The 16,734-nt window shown below is 40.4% G+C and carries 14 protein-coding genes; 6 read left to right on the top strand and 8 right to left on the bottom strand.

Annotated features, from left to right (window positions below; all coding sequences use genetic code 11):
- Positions 1-51 precede the first annotated feature (51 nt).
- The 5 genes from ABJH64_RS16190 to cas6 all read left to right on the top strand — a co-directional run bounded on the left by ABJH64_RS16190 (position 52) and on the right by cas6 (position 4,166).
- Positions 52-399: a 4Fe-4S binding protein gene (locus ABJH64_RS16190; protein WP_348277245.1), complete on the top strand. Its 348-nt coding sequence runs from the start codon at positions 52-54 to the stop codon at positions 397-399.
- Between the two features lie 162 nt (positions 400-561).
- Entirely contained in the window at positions 562-891 is a 330-nt protein-coding gene (locus tag ABJH64_RS16185; protein WP_348277246.1) for a DUF3276 family protein, read from the top strand.
- Between the two features lie 90 nt (positions 892-981).
- Entirely contained in the window at positions 982-2,067 is a 1,086-nt protein-coding gene (locus ABJH64_RS16180) for an AI-2E family transporter (protein WP_348277247.1), read from the top strand.
- A gap of 7 nt (positions 2,068-2,074) precedes the next feature.
- Positions 2,075-3,172 (top strand): redox-regulated ATPase YchF, encoded by a 1,098-nt coding sequence (ychF, locus tag ABJH64_RS16175; protein ID WP_348277248.1) that lies wholly within the window; start codon positions 2,075-2,077, stop codon positions 3,170-3,172.
- Between the two features lie 97 nt (positions 3,173-3,269).
- A complete protein-coding gene (cas6, locus tag ABJH64_RS16170; RefSeq protein WP_348277249.1) occupies positions 3,270-4,166 on the top strand; it encodes a CRISPR-associated endoribonuclease Cas6 in 897 nt (298 codons plus the stop codon).
- 360 nt (positions 4,167-4,526) lie between these two features.
- Here cas6 and ABJH64_RS16165 read toward each other — a convergent pair whose 3' ends face one another.
- The gene (locus ABJH64_RS16165; RefSeq protein ID WP_348277251.1) at positions 4,527-5,804 is read right to left on the bottom strand and encodes a type IX secretion system plug protein domain-containing protein; all 1,278 of its coding nucleotides are present in this window, start codon (positions 5,802-5,804) and stop codon (positions 4,527-4,529) included.
- A gap of 40 nt (positions 5,805-5,844) precedes the next feature.
- A complete protein-coding gene (locus tag ABJH64_RS16160) occupies positions 5,845-7,773 on the bottom strand; it encodes an ABC-F family ATP-binding cassette domain-containing protein (protein WP_348277252.1) in 1,929 nt (642 codons plus the stop codon).
- A gap of 93 nt (positions 7,774-7,866) precedes the next feature.
- Here ABJH64_RS16160 and ABJH64_RS16155 point away from each other — a divergent pair, with 93 nt between their 5' ends.
- On the top strand, positions 7,867-9,063 hold the full coding sequence (locus ABJH64_RS16155; RefSeq protein ID WP_348277253.1) for a PQQ-dependent sugar dehydrogenase: 1,197 nt from the start codon (positions 7,867-7,869) through the stop codon (positions 9,061-9,063).
- A 39-nt stretch (positions 9,064-9,102) separates the two neighbouring features.
- Here the strand turns inward: ABJH64_RS16155 and ABJH64_RS16150 are convergent, their stop codons facing one another.
- From ABJH64_RS16150 to ABJH64_RS16125, 6 genes are all read right to left on the bottom strand, one after another.
- The gene (locus tag ABJH64_RS16150) at positions 9,103-10,422 is read right to left on the bottom strand and encodes a lipopolysaccharide core heptose(II) kinase RfaY (protein ID WP_348277254.1); all 1,320 of its coding nucleotides are present in this window, start codon (positions 10,420-10,422) and stop codon (positions 9,103-9,105) included.
- A gap of 3 nt (positions 10,423-10,425) precedes the next feature.
- Positions 10,426-11,091 (bottom strand): TetR family transcriptional regulator C-terminal domain-containing protein, encoded by a 666-nt coding sequence (locus ABJH64_RS16145; RefSeq protein ID WP_348277255.1) that lies wholly within the window; start codon positions 11,089-11,091, stop codon positions 10,426-10,428.
- A gap of 217 nt (positions 11,092-11,308) precedes the next feature.
- The gene (locus ABJH64_RS16140; protein WP_348277256.1) at positions 11,309-12,349 is read right to left on the bottom strand and encodes a hypothetical protein; all 1,041 of its coding nucleotides are present in this window, start codon (positions 12,347-12,349) and stop codon (positions 11,309-11,311) included.
- A 4-nt stretch (positions 12,350-12,353) separates the two neighbouring features.
- Positions 12,354-13,529, bottom strand: a complete 1,176-nt coding sequence (locus ABJH64_RS16135; RefSeq protein ID WP_348277257.1) for a DUF4221 family protein — start codon at positions 13,527-13,529, stop codon at positions 12,354-12,356.
- A gap of 769 nt (positions 13,530-14,298) precedes the next feature.
- Positions 14,299-14,841, bottom strand: a complete 543-nt coding sequence (gene hslV, locus ABJH64_RS16130; RefSeq protein WP_348277259.1) for an ATP-dependent protease subunit HslV — start codon at positions 14,839-14,841, stop codon at positions 14,299-14,301.
- A gap of 141 nt (positions 14,842-14,982) precedes the next feature.
- Positions 14,983-16,623, bottom strand: coding sequence for a pyruvate dehydrogenase complex dihydrolipoamide acetyltransferase (locus ABJH64_RS16125; RefSeq protein WP_348299678.1), 1,641 nt, complete (start codon positions 16,621-16,623; stop codon positions 14,983-14,985).
- Positions 16,624-16,734 lie beyond the last annotated feature (111 nt).

Raw genomic sequence — 16,734 nt, 5'->3', positions numbered from 1 at the left:
TTGCCTCTCAGTTTTAAGGTTAGTACTTTTGAGCTTAAAATAATTGAAGTTATGGCTATAATGATTACCGACGAATGTATCAATTGCGGTGCATGCGAACCAGAATGCCCAAACACTGCCATTTATGAAGGTGGCGTAGAGTGGACTTGGGGTGGCGGTACTAGTTTGAAAGAAGTTACTTTGGAGGACGGTACGGTCGTAGATGCTAATGATAAGCAGGAACCTGTATCGGATGAGTTCTATTATATAGTGACGGATAAATGCACGGAGTGCAATGGCTTTCACGAAGAGCCTCAGTGTGCGGCAGTTTGCCCTGTGGATTGCTGTGTGGATGACCCAGACCATAGAGAAACGGAAGAAGAACTTCTTGCTAAGAAAGCTTTGATGCACGGGGAGTAATCTGACTTTAGAGCTAAGGTTCTCAAAACTCCTCATACGCTTAAATTGTGATCTTGATGCCTTTAGATCAAAATATTCGGGTTTGGATTTGAATTCTAGAAACGAAATGTTTTATATTCGGTCGTATTTTAAACCAACCCTATACTAATAACAATACGAATTGTGGAAGATCAAAGAGGCTATGATAGAGATGAGATTTTCTCTAAAAAGGTAAAAGCAGGTAAGAGAACTTATTTTTTCGATGTAAAATCAACCCGTTCCAATGACTACTATCTGACCATAACAGAAAGTAAACGCAAGACTAACGGTGATAATTTCACTTACGAGAAGCATAAAATATTCCTTTACAAGGAAGACTTTTTCAAGTTTGTGGAAGCATTGAATGAGTCTGTTGATTATGTGAAAAACGAACTACTTCCTGATGTTGACTTTGAGCAATACGAAAAAGAAGAGTCCGAATCAGAATACAACGACGAATTGAAGTGGGAATAATCAGCTTACAGGTGGCGGGATTTCTAGTTTCAAAATAGAGAAATAGTATATTAGAGGAGACAGACATGTCTCCTTTTCTCATTTTAGAATATGCAGCGATTCTTCGTATATCTTATTTTATTCACCTTAGCTTTTCTGCTATTTGGCTGGTATTTTTCCAATATCACCTTGTATTTGGTCATTTCGCTCATTTTAGCTGCGCTGCTACGCCCACTTACTAACCAGCTCAATGACTTTCATCTACTAGGACAGCATATCCCAAGATGGGCGGCTATACTCCTGTCCTACTCGGCAATTGTGCTGCTGTTGGTTTTGCTCAGTTTCCTCTTCTTTCCATTGATCAACAACCAAATAATCATTCTAAGTGAATTAGACCTGAATGGAATCTATGAGCAAATTCAAATTCCTGTCACTAGAATAGAAGGCTTCCTATTTCGCCATGAGTTATTAGAAAGCGAACCTGGTTACCTATTTGGAAGATTCAAATTCACCATGATCGAAATGATCAAAGGGTTTGATTTCACATCGTTCATAGGTGGAGTCATCAACATTACGAGTAGTCTATTTATAGGAACTATGGCCATAGGATTTATCAGCTTTTTTTTACTGTTAGAAAATGGTCTTTTACGGAGAAATTTGCTGAATCTCATTCCCAATCCCTACTTCGAATTATCTGTCGCTACCTTCACCAAAGTAGAAAAGTTATTATCAAATTACCTTTCAGGTTTATTGCTACAGATGCTAGCGATTTTTTCCCTTGCGAGTTTTGGATTGACGCTGATGGGAGTAGAATACGCTTTGACTATAGCACTTTTTGCTGCTGTGGCAAATCTTATTCCCTATGCCGGTCCTTTGCTAGGAGCTACGTTTGGAATTATCGTCGGAATTTCCTCCGGGACTTTTGATACAAATGCTGAATTAAACTACCTCATTTTTAAAATTCTTTCAGTTTTTGGTATAGTTCAGATTACGGACAACATATTTCTTCAGCCTATGATCTTTTCTAAATCTGTAAAAGCACATCCCCTTGAAATATTTGTTGTTATCTTTGCCGGGGCAAAAATCGCCGGAGTCGTAGGGATGATCTTTGCTATACCAGTTTATACCATATTTAGAGTTTTCATTCTGGAATTCTACAAAGGCTATAAATCATATAGAATATTTCAAATAAAATAAAGAATTAATGGCATTACAATGTGGCATTGTAGGACTTCCTAACGTAGGTAAATCCACTCTGTTTAACGCCCTATCGAGTGCGAAAGCTGAAGCAGCTAATTTTCCTTTTTGTACTATCGAGCCTAACGTAGGTGTAGTCACCGTTCCAGACAAAAGACTGCAAATCTTAGAAGAACTTGTCAATCCTCAACGGGTTTTGCCAACAGTGATTGAATTCGTTGATATTGCAGGCTTGGTAAAAGGCGCTAGCAAAGGCGAAGGTCTCGGAAACAAATTTCTTGCAAACATTCGTGAAGTAGATGCGGTTATACACGTAATCAGATGTTTTGATGATGAAAATATCGTTCACGTAGCTGGTGGAGTTGATCCAGTTTTTGACAAGGAGGTAATCGACACAGAACTTCAATTGAAAGACTTAGAATCTGTGGAGAAAAAAATCCAGAAGACGGAGAAAGTTGCCAAAGCTGGAGATGCTAAAGCTAGAAAAGAACTCGAAACACTCCTGTTATTCAAAGAAGCACTGACTGCCGGTAGAAATGCACGATCTGTAGATGTGGATAAAGAGGAGTTGCTAGCTGTCTCTGATCTTCATCTACTGACTATTAAGCCGGTCATCTACGTGGCTAATGTAGATGAAAGTAGCCTTCAAAGCGGAAACAAGTATGTTGACCAATTGAAGGAAGAAGTAAAAGACGAAAACGCAGAGGTAATTATACTTTGTGCAGCCATAGAAGCTCAGATTGCTGAATTTGAAGATCCCGAGGAGAAAGAAATGTTCCTTGGAGAGTACGGTCTTGAAGAAAGTGGTTTGAACAAATTGATCTATGGTGCGTATTCTCTTTTAAACCTGATAACCTATTTCACCGCCGGAGTACAGGAAGTGAGAGCATGGACTATCAAAAAAGGTTGGAAAGCACCAGCAGCAGCCGGAGTAATACATTCAGACTTTGAACGAGGATTTATCAAAGCTGAAGTAATAAAACTAGCTGAATATCAAAAATTCAAAACTGAAGCAGCTTGCAGAGAAAACGGAAAAATCGCCATCGAGGGTAAAGAATATGTAGTTCAAGATGGTGACATTATGCATTTTAGATTCAATGTATAACGATTTCTCAAAAAAAATGATAATTTTGTAATTGTTGATTCACCCCAATCGTTACCATTTTATCTAATTTATTGTCTCATTTTATTTTTAATTTACCGTGAGAGTTAGACTAATATTTTCCCTAAAAAACAAGGGTTCCTACTTACCATTTCACCATCAGTACATACTGGCGCAATTCCTCAAAGGATTAATTGTTAAAGGTGGAAGAGAAGAATTTTACAACTATAACTACTTCAATTTCTCTGGCCTGAAGGGTCAGACTAAAGTAAGTAGAAGTGGATTGCATTATTATTCCAGTTTAGTTACCCTAGTATTGTCTTCCCAAAGTGAAGACTTCATGGATTACTTGCTTGAGCAAGTTTTCGCCACTCCCAAAATCGAGCTTGGTAATCTTATCCTAGTTCCAGAATACACGGAAATAGAGGTAGAACCAGTTCTGGAGACTTCAAACAAGTTTGTTTGTATTTCCCCGCTCGTATTAATCACACCTGCATTCAACGAGGAGGCGGGTAAGCGATTCATAAGCCCTGACAGCGATGAGTTTTCTGATTTGCTCTATGAGTCAACCCTTACGAGAATGGAAAGATCTGGCTGGTACACTGCCGAGCAAATGGAAACTTTCTACAAGTTCCAGGTAGTTCCTGACATGGTCTATGTCAACAAACTAAAGGAGGCTCAGAAAAAATTCGCTAGGATCTATGCCGTTTATGACATGGATGTAAAGTACGAAGTGAGAGGATATACGCTTCCTATCACACTTTACGCCGCTCCAGAAGTTCAAGATTTCGTATTCAAGTGCGGTCTAGGTGCCTTCACTCACAAGGGTTTTGGTATGCTAGATCTAGCTAACCATCCTACAGGTCCTAGAACGTCCACCTACAAATTCAAAAGAGAGGGATTTGTTCCTTACAAACCAACTGAGCGAGTTCGCGAGAATGTTGCACCAGCTGCGGAGGAGAATCAAGAAGACTCCCCTTCAACTGAAGAATCATAAAAAATGAATTCCCTTCCAAATTGGAAGGGAATTTCTCTTTACATGGATATCCGATTTGTCACCAGTAAAAAGCCTAAAGCAAAAGAGGATTTGGTGAACTTAAAATTTGATGCTCTTCGCTCACCGGGCTTCTGATTTCCATCCGGATATACAGAGAGATTTAAACTACTGGCAAGATTGCGGATACCCATATCACTTTATAAAGGAAAGAGGAAAAATCTCACTTTTTTTTCGAAGAGCACACAGTTTACATGTACAATAGACCTAGGATTTGGCCTTCTACTTTTCATCTATCTTTATTTCATCGACAAACTATTGCCGAGACATCGCATTTTCACAAAGCGTTTGAGAGACCTCTTCTCACAATCTACGACGATTTGGATGTAGGTAGATATACCCTACTAATTGATCATACCTAGATCCCAAATTCCTGAAATAAACAAGCACTTCGTATTCATTTTCTGTTTCGAAATAGCTTCCTTCAAATGGTTCAGGATCAAATTCCCCATTAGTTGAATAGGCATATTGGTAATCGTACCAGCCCTGTTTGACCAAAATCGAGGTAGTATAAACTCCCATCTTTGGATCCCACTCTAGCTTTGCCTCTGGATCCTTACCCCAGTTGGTCAGGGAACCTAACAGAAAAATCGGATTAGAAGTCTGCTCCATTGCTAGTCTGAAGGTCATCAGCATATATTCACTTTCTATCTCGGGATTTCCGCCTGGTCTATCCATAGTTTCTATGAGGTACTGCCCATTTAGATCCAAGTATTGAGAATAAACCGTTTCTGGCCTTGGAGCATTGATATTTCCTTCGGCAAATATCACGTCTGTTTCCACACGCATATTTGCCACGTTCACACCATTTGCTCTAATAAATCTTAAGTCCACAAACCTAAATTCATTACCAGCATCAAAGGAATTTGAACCATCGAACGACTCATAGCGAAGAATTTTTGAGCTTTCATTCATAAAGGTTGGCTTCGCCAAAAACTTTGCATTATCCCATCGTTGATTTTGCCGCAACAGCACCTTGATCTGCCCATCTGGGTTAGTGACTTCCCCAGCAGAATAATTGACCACCACATTTATTTGCTGAGATTTCTGACGATTTGCTGTCTGGGAAGGCGGAACTATCGCAGCTCCCACCTTGAAAATCTCCTCATAAATCATAAACCGCTTGGTCAAGATCACGTCATTTTCATCACTTTGCTTATATACTTTCACCAGGTAATTCCCAGATTTGGTGACACGGGGAAGTTCAAAACGATAGTGAATGTATGGGATTCTAGTGTTTACTGAATATTCATAATCCTGAATATTAAACTCATTGAAAGTGGGTAAAAAGTCATTATCCTTTAATTGAGACTGCTGCCAATCAGCATCACAATGGATCAACTTAGCTCGATATAATTCTGGATCAAACGCCAGATCATCGAACAATAACACCAAGGGTTTTTCTGATCTTATCGACACTACAGGAGCATCCAGCGACGCATCAAAAGTCACTCCCGCTGGGAACAATCTCACTGACTGAATGTGCTCTTTATATACTTTGTCTTCTAGCTGCTGCGCAAAAAGCCGAGAAAAAGCCAGCACGCTGAGCATAAAACTTAAAAAAAAGAATTTGGTCTTCATGCTGAAAAATAGGCAAAATGAAGACCAATTCTAAAATTTACTAAGAAAGGACTTCTTGAAGATTAGAAATTTTGTCAACCAAAACCTCCCATTGCTCATTAAAACCCAAAAGTTTAGCCTGAATACTTTGATAATTCTCCTGTACTTCTTGGGCTTCTTCTTCGCGAGAATATAGGTCAGGATCTGCCATTTTACGCTCTAAATCCAATTTTTTCTCCTCCAATTTTTCCACTTCTTTCTCTACACGGTCAAGTTCCTCTTCGAGCTTGCGAAGTTCTTTTTTTGCCAGCTGAGCCTCCGGATTATTCACAGGAGCTTTAGGTTTTGGCTGCTCTTTTTTGGTTTCCTTAGGCGCAGAAGCTAGTGGAGCGGCTACTTGTCGCGCTCTCCACTCTTCGTATTCGGCATAAGTTCCCAAGTATTCCTTGATCTCATGATTCTCAATGTACCAGATTTTATTCGCTACGCCACGAATGAAATGTCTATCGTGAGATACAGTTACGAATGTTCCCTCGTATTGCTGAAGTGCTTGGATTAAGATATTAACCGACTGAAAATCCAGGTGATTAGTAGGCTCATCGAGTAGCAGAAAATTAGATTCTGAGATCAAGGTCTTAGCTAAAGCAACTCGTGATTTTTCACCTCCGGAAAGTACCTTTATCTTTTTGAAAACTTCCTCATTGGTAAATAGAAAGCATCCCAATACTCCCCGAAGCTCCATCTCTGATTTGGCACTCCCCGCCTGAGCCATCTCTTGGAGGATCTCATTATCCAAGGTCAACGCCTCCAGCTGATGTTGCGCAAAGAACGATTTGACCACATTATACCCTTCAGTTCTCCCTTTGATATCTTTCTCTGAGCCATCGATGATTCTTAGCAAAGTGGATTTCCCTTTACCATTGGCTCCGATCAAGGCAATTTTATCCCCTCTTTCGATACGGGCTGTGGTATTTTTTAGAATTACATTATCCCCATAAGCCTTGGAGATATTATCTAATGTCACTACATCTCTACCTGATTGCTTCGAAAATTTGAATTTAAAATTCACCGAAACCTCATCGCTCACTACCTCATGCACTCGTTCCAATCTATCTAGTGCCTTGATTCGCGACTGAACCTGATTGGATTTGGTAGCTTTAGCCCGGAAACGCTCGATGAACTTCTCGGTCTGCTTGATCATCTGCTGTTGATTATCATAGGCATTCTGTTGGATTTCCATCCGCTCCACCTTTTCCTCTTTATAGAAAGAATAGTTCCCCGCATACAAAGTCAGCGTATTGCTCGCTACCTCCACGGTACTAGAGATGCAATTATCCAAAAAGGTCTGATCGTGGGAAACCACAATCACGGCACCTTCATAATTCTTCATGTAGTTCTCCACCCATTCGATGGAAGGCAGGTCCAAGTGGTTGGTAGGCTCATCGAGCATGAGAAGAGATGGCTTTTCGAGCAACAACTTCGCTAGCATCACACGCATTCTCCACCCTCCAGAGAAAGTACGGAGAGGTTTATTCAAGTCAGCCGATTTGAACCCAATACCTTCTAGAACTTCCTCAGCCTTAGCTTTAATCGTGTAACCTTCATTCGCTTCAAATCTTTCCTGAAGAAAAGCCAGCCTATTGATAATCTCCTCCGAGTAGTCGGTTTCCATCTTTTTCAAGACCTCATCGATCTCATCCTGAAGTGCCAAAGTTTCCTTGAAAGCTGCCAAAGCCACATTCAAAATGCTATCATCAGACTGATAAGAAAGTAAATCCTGGTTCAAAAATCCAATGGTACAGTCTTTCGCCTTCTGGACTTCACCAGAACTTGGCTGATAATCCCCGTTAATAATTTTCAATAAGGTGGATTTTCCTGTACCATTTTGACCCACAAGACCGATTTTGTCTTTAGGCTTGATGTGCAGGTTGGCATTTTCGTAGAGCGGACGCCCTCCGATGAAATAAGAAAGATTGGAAATCGATAACATGGCGCAAAATTAACCATTAACCCGCTCATAACCTTTTCAATCCCAAACATTCTGAATGTTTCTTAACTTAGTACAAATATGAAACGACCAATTATGAAATATTTATCAAAGAATTCAATCATACTAGGAGCAGCCATTACGCTCTGGACTTTTGGCTGTGGCCACGAACAAAGATCTGAAGCACAAGGCATTATCAACGCTGATGGCGCTAGCAAAGAAAATATCAGTAATGCTAAAGCTGAGGTAAAGCTTGACAAAATCATCCTCCCACCAAATTTCAAAATAGATGTCTGGGCAGCGGATATTCCGAATGCCAGATCTCTTGCTCTATCTGAAGATGGAATTGTTTTCGTAGGAAATCGTCAGGGGAAAAAGGTTTATGCGGTCGTCGATGAGGATGGTGACGGTAAGGCGGACACAAAATATACCTTGGCCGATGGCCTGCAAATGCCCAATGGTGTCGCTTATAAGAACGGCGATCTCTATGTAGCCGAAGTAAGCAGAATTTTGAGATTTAAAGACATTAAAAATAATTTAGAAAATCCATCCTATGAGGTGATCTATGAAGGATATCCTACAGAAGCGCATCATGGATGGAAATTCATTGCTTTTGGTCCTGACGGAAAATTGTACGTGCCGGTAGGCGCTCCTTGTAATATCTGTGAGTCAGAGGAGATATTCGCATCGATCACGAGAATTGATGTAGATTCATCAAATCCAACTCCTGAGATAGTAGCGCATGGTGTGAGAAATTCCGTGGGATTCGACTGGGACCCCAAAACAGGAGATCTATGGTTCACCGACAACGGACGTGATATGATGGGCGACAATATACCGGAATGTGAACTAAATCATCTCAGCAGCGACGGCCAGCATTTTGGCTACCCTTATTGGCATGAAGGAACTGTAAAAGATCCTGACTTCGGGGATAAAGGTGGGCCAGCTAGTGAGTATATAGCTCCTGCCGCCAAGCTTGGCCCTCACGTAGCTCCCTTGGGAATGAGATTCTATGAAGGTGAAATGTTTCCTACGCCATATAAAGACCGAGTGATTATCGCCAAGCATGGCTCCTGGAATAGAAGCAAAAAATCCGGCTATGTGGTTACTTCCCTTCAAGTAAATGGTAACAATGCCTCAGATGAGCAGGATTTCGCTACGGGTTGGCTAGACGAAGAATCTCAAAAAGCTTGGGGTCGCCCAGTGGATGTGCAAGAATTGAATGATGGAAGTTTGTTGATTTCCGACGATATGGCTGGAGTGATCTATAGAGTCACTTACTCAGCGAAATAATCCATTAAAAAAGGGGAGCGATTTGCTCCCCTTTTTTGATTATTTCAACCAATCCGGCTTGGTAGTCACCACCTCAGCCTGAAGCTGATTTAGCAGATTATATAAGCCAAAGTAGGTTCTGTTCACGTAGAGTCCATGTCTGGAACCACGAGCTTGATTTGACTTTTTGAACATCTTGTCGTTGGAGATTCTGTCTCCTAACTCAAATATCCTTTGAAAGAAACTATCATCCGAAAAGTCAAAGGTATCGACATGGAAAGGTTTTCCGAGCAAGGTGATCATCTCCCTAAAGATAGATTTGAAGTATGCTTGCTCAGTAGGGCTGTCTTTCGCTGAAATAAATTCCAAGTCAAAGAATATCTGATCCAATTCTGAATTGTTAATCAACAATTCCTTTTTGATCAAGGCAAAGTATCCTTGATAGAACTCCTCCGGAATCACCTTCACACATCCAAAATCTATAATTCCAAGCTGATCATTCTCCTGAATGATAAAATTACCCGGATGTGGATCTGCGTGAACAGTCTTGAGGTTATGAACTTGATGATGATAAAAATCCCAAAGCGCCTGACCGATCTGATTTCTGGATTCCTGACTAGGATTAGTTTCTAGCCATTCTTTGATATGTTGCCCTTCGATCCAATCCATGGTGATGATTCGCTCAGCACTTAGGTCATCGTAATAGTTCGGGAATTTTAGATTCGCGATATGACTGCATTCTCCTGAGATCTCTCTAGACCTTCTGACTTCCAGCACATAGTCCGTTTCCTCCAGCAGCTTCTCCTCCACTTCTTCCATGTAATGATCAAGCTCACGCTCGTTCATATTCAATAGTCGCAAAGCGAAGGGACGCACAAGTTTCAAATCCGAGCTTACCGAATCCGCGATACCGGGATACTGAATCTTCACTGCCAACTTTTTATCTCCCAAAGTTGCCTGATGAACTTGTCCAATAGAAGCCGCATTTACCGCAGATTTGGTGAAGGTATCGAAAATTTGCTCTGGGGATTGGCTGAAATACTTCTGAAAGGTCTTTACTACCAATGGGTAAGAAAGCGGTGGCGCAGAATACTGAGCCATGGTAAATTTGTCCTGATATGCCCTTGGTAGAAGATTCTTATCCATGGACATCATCTGAGCAACTTTTAGCGCCGAGCCTTTCAACTGACTGAGAGAAGCATAAATGTCGGTGGCATTATTCAGATGCAATTCTTCCTTATCCATGGAAGGATTCACCATTTTCTTGGCGTAATGCTTCACGTAATTGCCGCCTACTTTTGCTCCTGTCGAGATAAACTTGGCAGCTCTCTGCACTTTTGAAACAGGAATCGCCTGTTGTTCATTTAATTGATCTGTCATAGTTTATTTGGACTGATACATGAATTTCGCAAAATCCAAAAAGGAATCTAGCGCACTTTTACCCATCAGGTCAAAGGCCAAATTCACGGACTTTTCAATAGCAGCATCTGTTTTTTCAAACCTCGGTGAGCGATCATCCAACCAATACTTGAACACAAAACCTACCTGAATCCAAAGTGCCTCATCGTATCGATCAGAGATCACAGGTCGGCTAGCTATCTCTTCTGTTTCTTTGCCTTCAAGAATTATCTCGTTGGCAAAGTCCTTAAATTTCGCTTTGAACTCCTTTGTCTCCTTTGGCAAACTGGCTAAGGACATGGGCTTATTATGGTATAGGCTAAGCAGGTAAGATCGGTTCTTTTTCAATTCCTCTATCCAAGTGAATAGAAAACTCAAGAACTTCTCTCTCGCAGAATATTCATTGAAGACCCCTTGCGCTTCAATTGCTGCTAGCGTTTCGTCAAAAATATCTACCAGAACTGTGGATTTAATGGATTCAAAAGAAGTGAAGTAGGTATAGAAATCCTCTTCCTTCATCTTCAAATCCTTGGCAAATTTGAATACTGACTTAGGCAAATCACCATGCTCGAGCACATGATTCTTAAATCCTTCTAAAATCAGCTTTCTATAGTCCTTCTTGGTAGTTTTCTTTATTGTGGTACTTTCCATGGTATTTCATTTATACAATTCCGTAACAGGCAAGAGCCCTAACAGGTTTAGAAATAGATAAAAAACATTGGGATATGGATTGAATTTTCCGAATCGGAATGAGGAGAATCGTGGTTAAAGAAAGGAACGGTAAGCTTAATTCAAAAAAACTCCGGGATTAATGCGGTGATTCTCAAAGGTCAAATCCAACTATTACTGTACTATTGATTAAAAATCCTTACAACTTCGGATACAAATTCACCAAATAATGGTTGCAAAACCAGGTTTTGTTCTTCTCCTTAAATTCTACTTCCCGCAGATATACCCTTCCGTCTAGGACTCCAAATGGCTGCTCAATCGAGGAAGCTAAGAAATAGAAGTTTCTCAGCTCAGTGTCCAAGGCATTGATTCTATATTCTTTCCCTGTGTCCAGCACAGCATAGACTCTATCTAGCTTTCGGTCATAGAAGGCAAACCAAGCCTGACTTTTCTTTTCCAGCGGAGGAAAAGTATGACTTTGGAACTTACCTGTGTCCGTAGTGTAAGTAAGAAAGCGATTCTTCAATGGAAGGTTGAAAATAAATCCATCTTTTGTTGCAATGATGCTATATCGAAAAATACTTGTTGAGCTATAGGTTTCAGGAGTACCTTTCAATTTCCAATACCAATTTTTAGAAGCTTCCTTATACTTCGAATCTTCATAGAATTCATGTGTTCCAAGTTCCCAATCATACACCCAAAAATCAGCATGATTCAAGTATTTCATTTCACTTCGGTAACCTATAGTGAATCTGCCTAAGTTGATTAATACATGATCTTCCAAAAAGGACTTTGGGATAGAAGGCTTCTCTTTTGAGATTTTCTTTTCTAAAAGTTCAAATTTACCACTATCCACACTAACGAGCGATGTACCATAGTTATGCACAATCATAAATTCATTGGTTGACGCTTCAACTATCATTTGAATAGATATAAAACTTCCTTGCTCAACCCGATCTTTATCTAAAAAAAGCAGATTAATGCTTAGACTATCTACGATCAAATTATTTCTATTTAAAAGAACAAGATCTTTAGGTCTCGTGGCATTGTACCGTAGGCCAATGGCATAATCCTCATCTACCCACATCATGTTGGTGATTATCTCATTGACATTTCCGTAGAACATATTATCCAAAGATGGTACGAGCTTGAGTTCTAAAGATTCCGAATCGGACTGAGCGAAGCTTACATACGACTTAAAGAACACTAGTACGAAGACATAGAGAAAGTACTTTTGCATAGCCTTAGAAGATAGAATAATACCTGTTCATAATAAATTGATCGTCACTGCTGCGATCTGAAAGTTTGGACAAAAAGCCTTGCTCAAAAGGAATTTGATGCATAAATGCGTTCCCTTCAAAGACCTCGTCAGTTTCCTTCACCTCAAGAAGATTCAGTTTGCTATCAAAGATCATGGCAAAAGCTTTTTTGGACTTACATTCTCCCTCTAGTCCTTTTTCACATTCCCAATACATTCGTACGAAGTGAACCGCCTTGGCTACATAGAAAAAATCTCCATAATATGAATTGAACTTATTATAATTCATGATACCCTCCTGATCGAAATCATTCATATCATAGCGCAAAGGTTCCCCAAGGATGAAACTTGGAATGCTACCGCACTTCTCTCCCAGATACTCTCCCTCCAATGAGTAGAGATATAGGTTTGGATCCATGGAAAAAGACAACACAATAAAATCGCCAACTCTCTCTACAATAGGATGACTGAGGTAAAAAGGCAAAAGATAGTTCTCCTCACTCGCGTACATTCCCTCATACTTACCAAACACTTGGACAAACTCCTTTGTCGCCAAGCTAAACTCTCCAATAGCTGGAAAATCTTTCTTTTCTTTGGTGAAATACCATTGATCCTGCTGCCTCAGCGGGATGATAAAACTATTTCGGTCAGGAATATATTCGAAATCCATCCCAAAACCTCCATACAAACCAAAGTTGGAGAAGCCTTCCATCGGCATTTCCCACAGATCCTCCACATATAGATTGTATGTATCCAAAAGCTCTCCGCCACTATTGATCAAGTGAATCGAAGGGAAATGAAAATCACTGACAAAAATACTATCCTTACTTACAACCTGAATACCCGAGGGGAAATCAAAAAAATTTGGATCCAATGGCACTTCACCGATAAACTGACGATTTCTCAAATCTATGATCTTTATTTTCATCTTAGGCTTATCCGCTAGTACATAAAGCAAGGAATCCTGATAGAGATATGAGCTTCGAATCGCACCTCCAAAATTATCTGGGGCGAGTATGTCAAGATCAGATACCTGCTCAAATTGTGAAACTTCTATGCTCGAATTGCACTCTCCCTCATCTTGAATTTCCTTGTCGGAACAAGAAAACATCATCAACGAAAGGAGCAAAACAATAGAAATTGTGTTTTTATCTAAAGTCATAGGAAAGATTTATTTATATGGTAAAGTGAGCTAGTTGAACTAAAAAAAAGATAGGTTGAGAATATCCCGACCTATCTTAATTATAAATTAACTTTGAGCTGGAAATTCGTCACCAACTCTACATTGATTTAACCACCAATGTGTCATACACACTTCTCCTCCATTAGGAACAGGAACTTTATGTCCTTGCTGCAAAAATGGACCAGCTTCTACTTTTTGGCTGTCGCTCATATTGAATGAAAGCGCGAGGGCGAAAACAAACTCCACAACTAGGATTTTTCTGATAAAATAATGTTAAATGGTTAAAAATAAGAATACAGTTTAAAATCTATAAATTATTTCCTTTCAACCAAAATAATTTTTTATTCGAAAGATTAACTAGTTGAAAATCAGTGAATTTATTTTTTAATGATTAGTTTTCAAACATCTACAAACCTTATTCATAACTGATTACAATAGGCAAATTATTGATAGGAACTGGAAAAATTAAAAACCTACCCACACTTTATAATCAAGATTTGTTGTATCAAGTAACTCCTAATTCACAAATCAAAATCCCCCGTCCCACTCTTTCATGGCTCGATTAAATACACACTCATTATTTAATCCAACCCTTCGAGTCAGGTCATATTATTTAGGGCTTTCAGTTTAATATTACAAAAATATATCATTGTAACTGCTTTTCTCTGCGTCACCCTCCGCGTGCTCCGCGGTTAAAAAAAAAACCGAAGTGATGAGCTTCGGTTTAGAAATATTGGTTGGGAAAGTGTTATCCCTTCACTTTTTCTATCACCAAATTATGATTGGTGTAAATACAGATATCCGCAGCGATATTGAGACTTTCACGGACCATTTCCTCTGCGGTCATGTGAGAGGCAAACTGCTTCATGGCTCGAGCTGCAGATTGTGCATACATGCTTCCTGATCCAATAGCCGCTATTTCCATATCTGGTTCGATCACGTCACCATTTCCAGAAATAATCAAAATATCGTCCTTGTCCGCCACGATCATCATGGCTTCCAGCTTAGAAAGCATACGATCCGTCCTCCATTCTTTGGCAAGCTCCACCGCAGAGCGCTTCATATTATTACCAAAAGCTCCGAGCTTCTCCTCGAATTTTTCTAATAATGTAAATGCATCGGCAGTCGATCCTGCAAAACCTGTAACGATCTTACCGCCTTGCAAAACTCTCAATTTCTTTACACTGCTCTTAGCGACTGTGTTCCCTAAAGTCGCCTGACCGTCTGCTCCGATCACTACTTCTCCATTATGTCTGATCGCTACTACGGTTGTTGATTTTATTCTTGTCATGTGATTTTTTTTCTCGTGGTCAATTAGCTTGTTATCCTAGAAAAATTATTCCCCTAAAACTCAAGTCTTCTCATCTAGCTAAAAGCGTACAAAAAGCAAAAAGTCCTGAAATCAGGACTTTTTGGCAGTTTGATATATTTCCTAAACCAGTATTCTTACTGGATCTTCTAGCAAGTTTTTCAACGTGATCAAGAATGCAGCTCCTATAGATCCATCTACTACTCTATGGTCGCAAGACAAAGTCACCTTCATCAAATTACCGATTTGCATCTGGCCATCTTTCACGATTACAGTTTCCTTGATACCTCCTACTGCTAGGATACAGGCATCTGGCGGATTGATGATGGCTGTGAATTCATCCACTCCGAACATGCCCAAGTTAGAGATCGTGAAGGTATTTCCCTCCCAATCCTTTGGCTGAAGTTCTTTATTCTTAGCTTTTCCACCTAGGCTTTTTGCCTGTGTAGAAATCTGTGAAAGTGAAAGGCTGTCAGCAAATCTGATCACCGGAACCAAAAGACCTTCGTCCACAGCTACTGCCATACCGATATGGATATGGTCATTGTATCTGATCTTGTCGCCTAGCCAGCTAGAGTTCACTTTAGGATGCTGGCGCAAAGCTGCTGCTGTAGCTTTGATCACCATATCGTTGAATGAAATCTTCACAGGTGAGATTTCATTCATGCTTTTTCTAGCTTCGATTGCCTTGTCCATGTTTATTTCCATGGTCACGTAGAAGTGCGGTGCACCAAACTTACTTTCGCCAAGTCTCTTTGCTATCGCTTTTCTCATCTGAGAAACCTTCTCTTCTTTGAAGCTTTCCACTCCTAGACCAGGAGCTGCAGTTCCTACAGCTTGTCCACCTTGAGGGGCAGCAGCAGGAACAAAATTCTCCACGTCTCTTTTCACCACTCTCCCCCCTTCGCCAGAACCACTGACTGTGCGGATATCTATGCCTTTATCTTCAGCCATTTTCTTGGCCAAAGGTGATGCTTTCAATCTATCACCGTCCGCTGTAGTGCTCGGAGCACTGCTTGCAGTAGATGCAGCAGAAGCTTTAGGTGCTTCCTCTTTTTTCTCTTCTTTAGCTGGCTCTGATTTCGCTTCAGCTGGTGCTTCGGAAGACTCAGATTTTTGAGCTTTCAAAAGCTTTTCAAAATCAGCTCCTTTTTCACCGATTACAGCGATTACACCATCCACAGCTACACTATCTCCTGCCTCTACTCCTATATAAAGCAACACGCCGTCATCATAAGACTCCAGTTCCATAGTTGCTTTGTCGGTTTCAACCTCAGCGATGATCTCTCCAGACTTGACCTCATCTCCTACTTTCTTCAACCAAGTCGCAATCGTTCCCTCTTGCATGGTATCGGACATTTTTGGCATCGTGATCACCGTGGCGTTGATGTTTGACACATCGATTTTTTCCTCTTTGGATTCAGCTTTGGCAGGCTCAGCTTTTTTCTCTTCAGCTTTTGGAGCTTCCTCTTTCTTTTCTGATTTAGGTGCATCACCACCATCCAGTAGATGCTGATAATCCTCTCCTTTCTCTCCGATCACAGCGATTATACCATTCACAGGCACTGCGTCCTTTTCTTTCACTCCAATATATAGAAGCACACCCTCTTCGTAGGACTCCAGCTCCATAGTTGCTTTGTCGGTCTCCACCTCAGCCAGAATATCTCCTGGTTTCACTGAATCTCCAACTTTTTTCAACCAAGCAGCAATCACACCCTCTTCCATGGTGTCGCTCATTTTAGGCATTCTTATTATTTCGGCCATAGGTTATTCCGCGCTAGTTCGTTTTAAAGTGTCCAAAAATAGTTTTTATAATGGCTTTATTCAAATTTAAAACTAGTAATTTCCCCAAGCATTTCAGTCTTCTAACCCTAT

Source organism: Algoriphagus sp., assembly GCF_039969895.1.
Taxonomy (GTDB): domain Bacteria; phylum Bacteroidota; class Bacteroidia; order Cytophagales; family Cyclobacteriaceae; genus Algoriphagus.
This window is presented reverse-complemented; position numbering and strand designations above follow the sequence as displayed.

Excerpts from the sequence above, each read along its gene's own strand:
- ABJH64_RS16145 (WP_348277255.1), bottom strand. The coding sequence starts at position 11,091 with ATGGAAAGTACCACAATAAAGAAAACTACCAAGAAGGACTATAGAAAG.
- ABJH64_RS16160 (WP_348277252.1), bottom strand. The coding sequence starts at position 7,773 with ATGTTATCGATTTCCAATCTTTCTTATTTCATCGGAGGGCGTCCGCTC.
- hslV (WP_348277259.1), bottom strand. The coding sequence starts at position 14,841 with ATGACAAGAATAAAATCAACAACCGTAGTAGCGATCAGACATAATGGA.
- ABJH64_RS16155 (WP_348277253.1), top strand. The coding sequence starts at position 7,867 with ATGAAATATTTATCAAAGAATTCAATCATACTAGGAGCAGCCATTACG.
- ABJH64_RS16135 (WP_348277257.1), bottom strand. The coding sequence starts at position 13,529 with ATGACTTTAGATAAAAACACAATTTCTATTGTTTTGCTCCTTTCGTTG.
- ABJH64_RS16140 (WP_348277256.1), bottom strand. The coding sequence starts at position 12,349 with ATGCAAAAGTACTTTCTCTATGTCTTCGTACTAGTGTTCTTTAAGTCG.
- ychF (WP_348277248.1), top strand. The coding sequence starts at position 2,075 with ATGGCATTACAATGTGGCATTGTAGGACTTCCTAACGTAGGTAAATCC.
- ABJH64_RS16190 (WP_348277245.1), top strand. The coding sequence starts at position 52 with ATGGCTATAATGATTACCGACGAATGTATCAATTGCGGTGCATGCGAA.
- ABJH64_RS16125 (WP_348299678.1), bottom strand. The coding sequence starts at position 16,623 with ATGGCCGAAATAATAAGAATGCCTAAAATGAGCGACACCATGGAAGAG.
- ABJH64_RS16150 (WP_348277254.1), bottom strand. The coding sequence starts at position 10,422 with ATGACAGATCAATTAAATGAACAACAGGCGATTCCTGTTTCAAAAGTG.
- ABJH64_RS16165 (WP_348277251.1), bottom strand. The coding sequence starts at position 5,804 with ATGAAGACCAAATTCTTTTTTTTAAGTTTTATGCTCAGCGTGCTGGCT.
- ABJH64_RS16180 (WP_348277247.1), top strand. The coding sequence starts at position 982 with ATGCAGCGATTCTTCGTATATCTTATTTTATTCACCTTAGCTTTTCTG.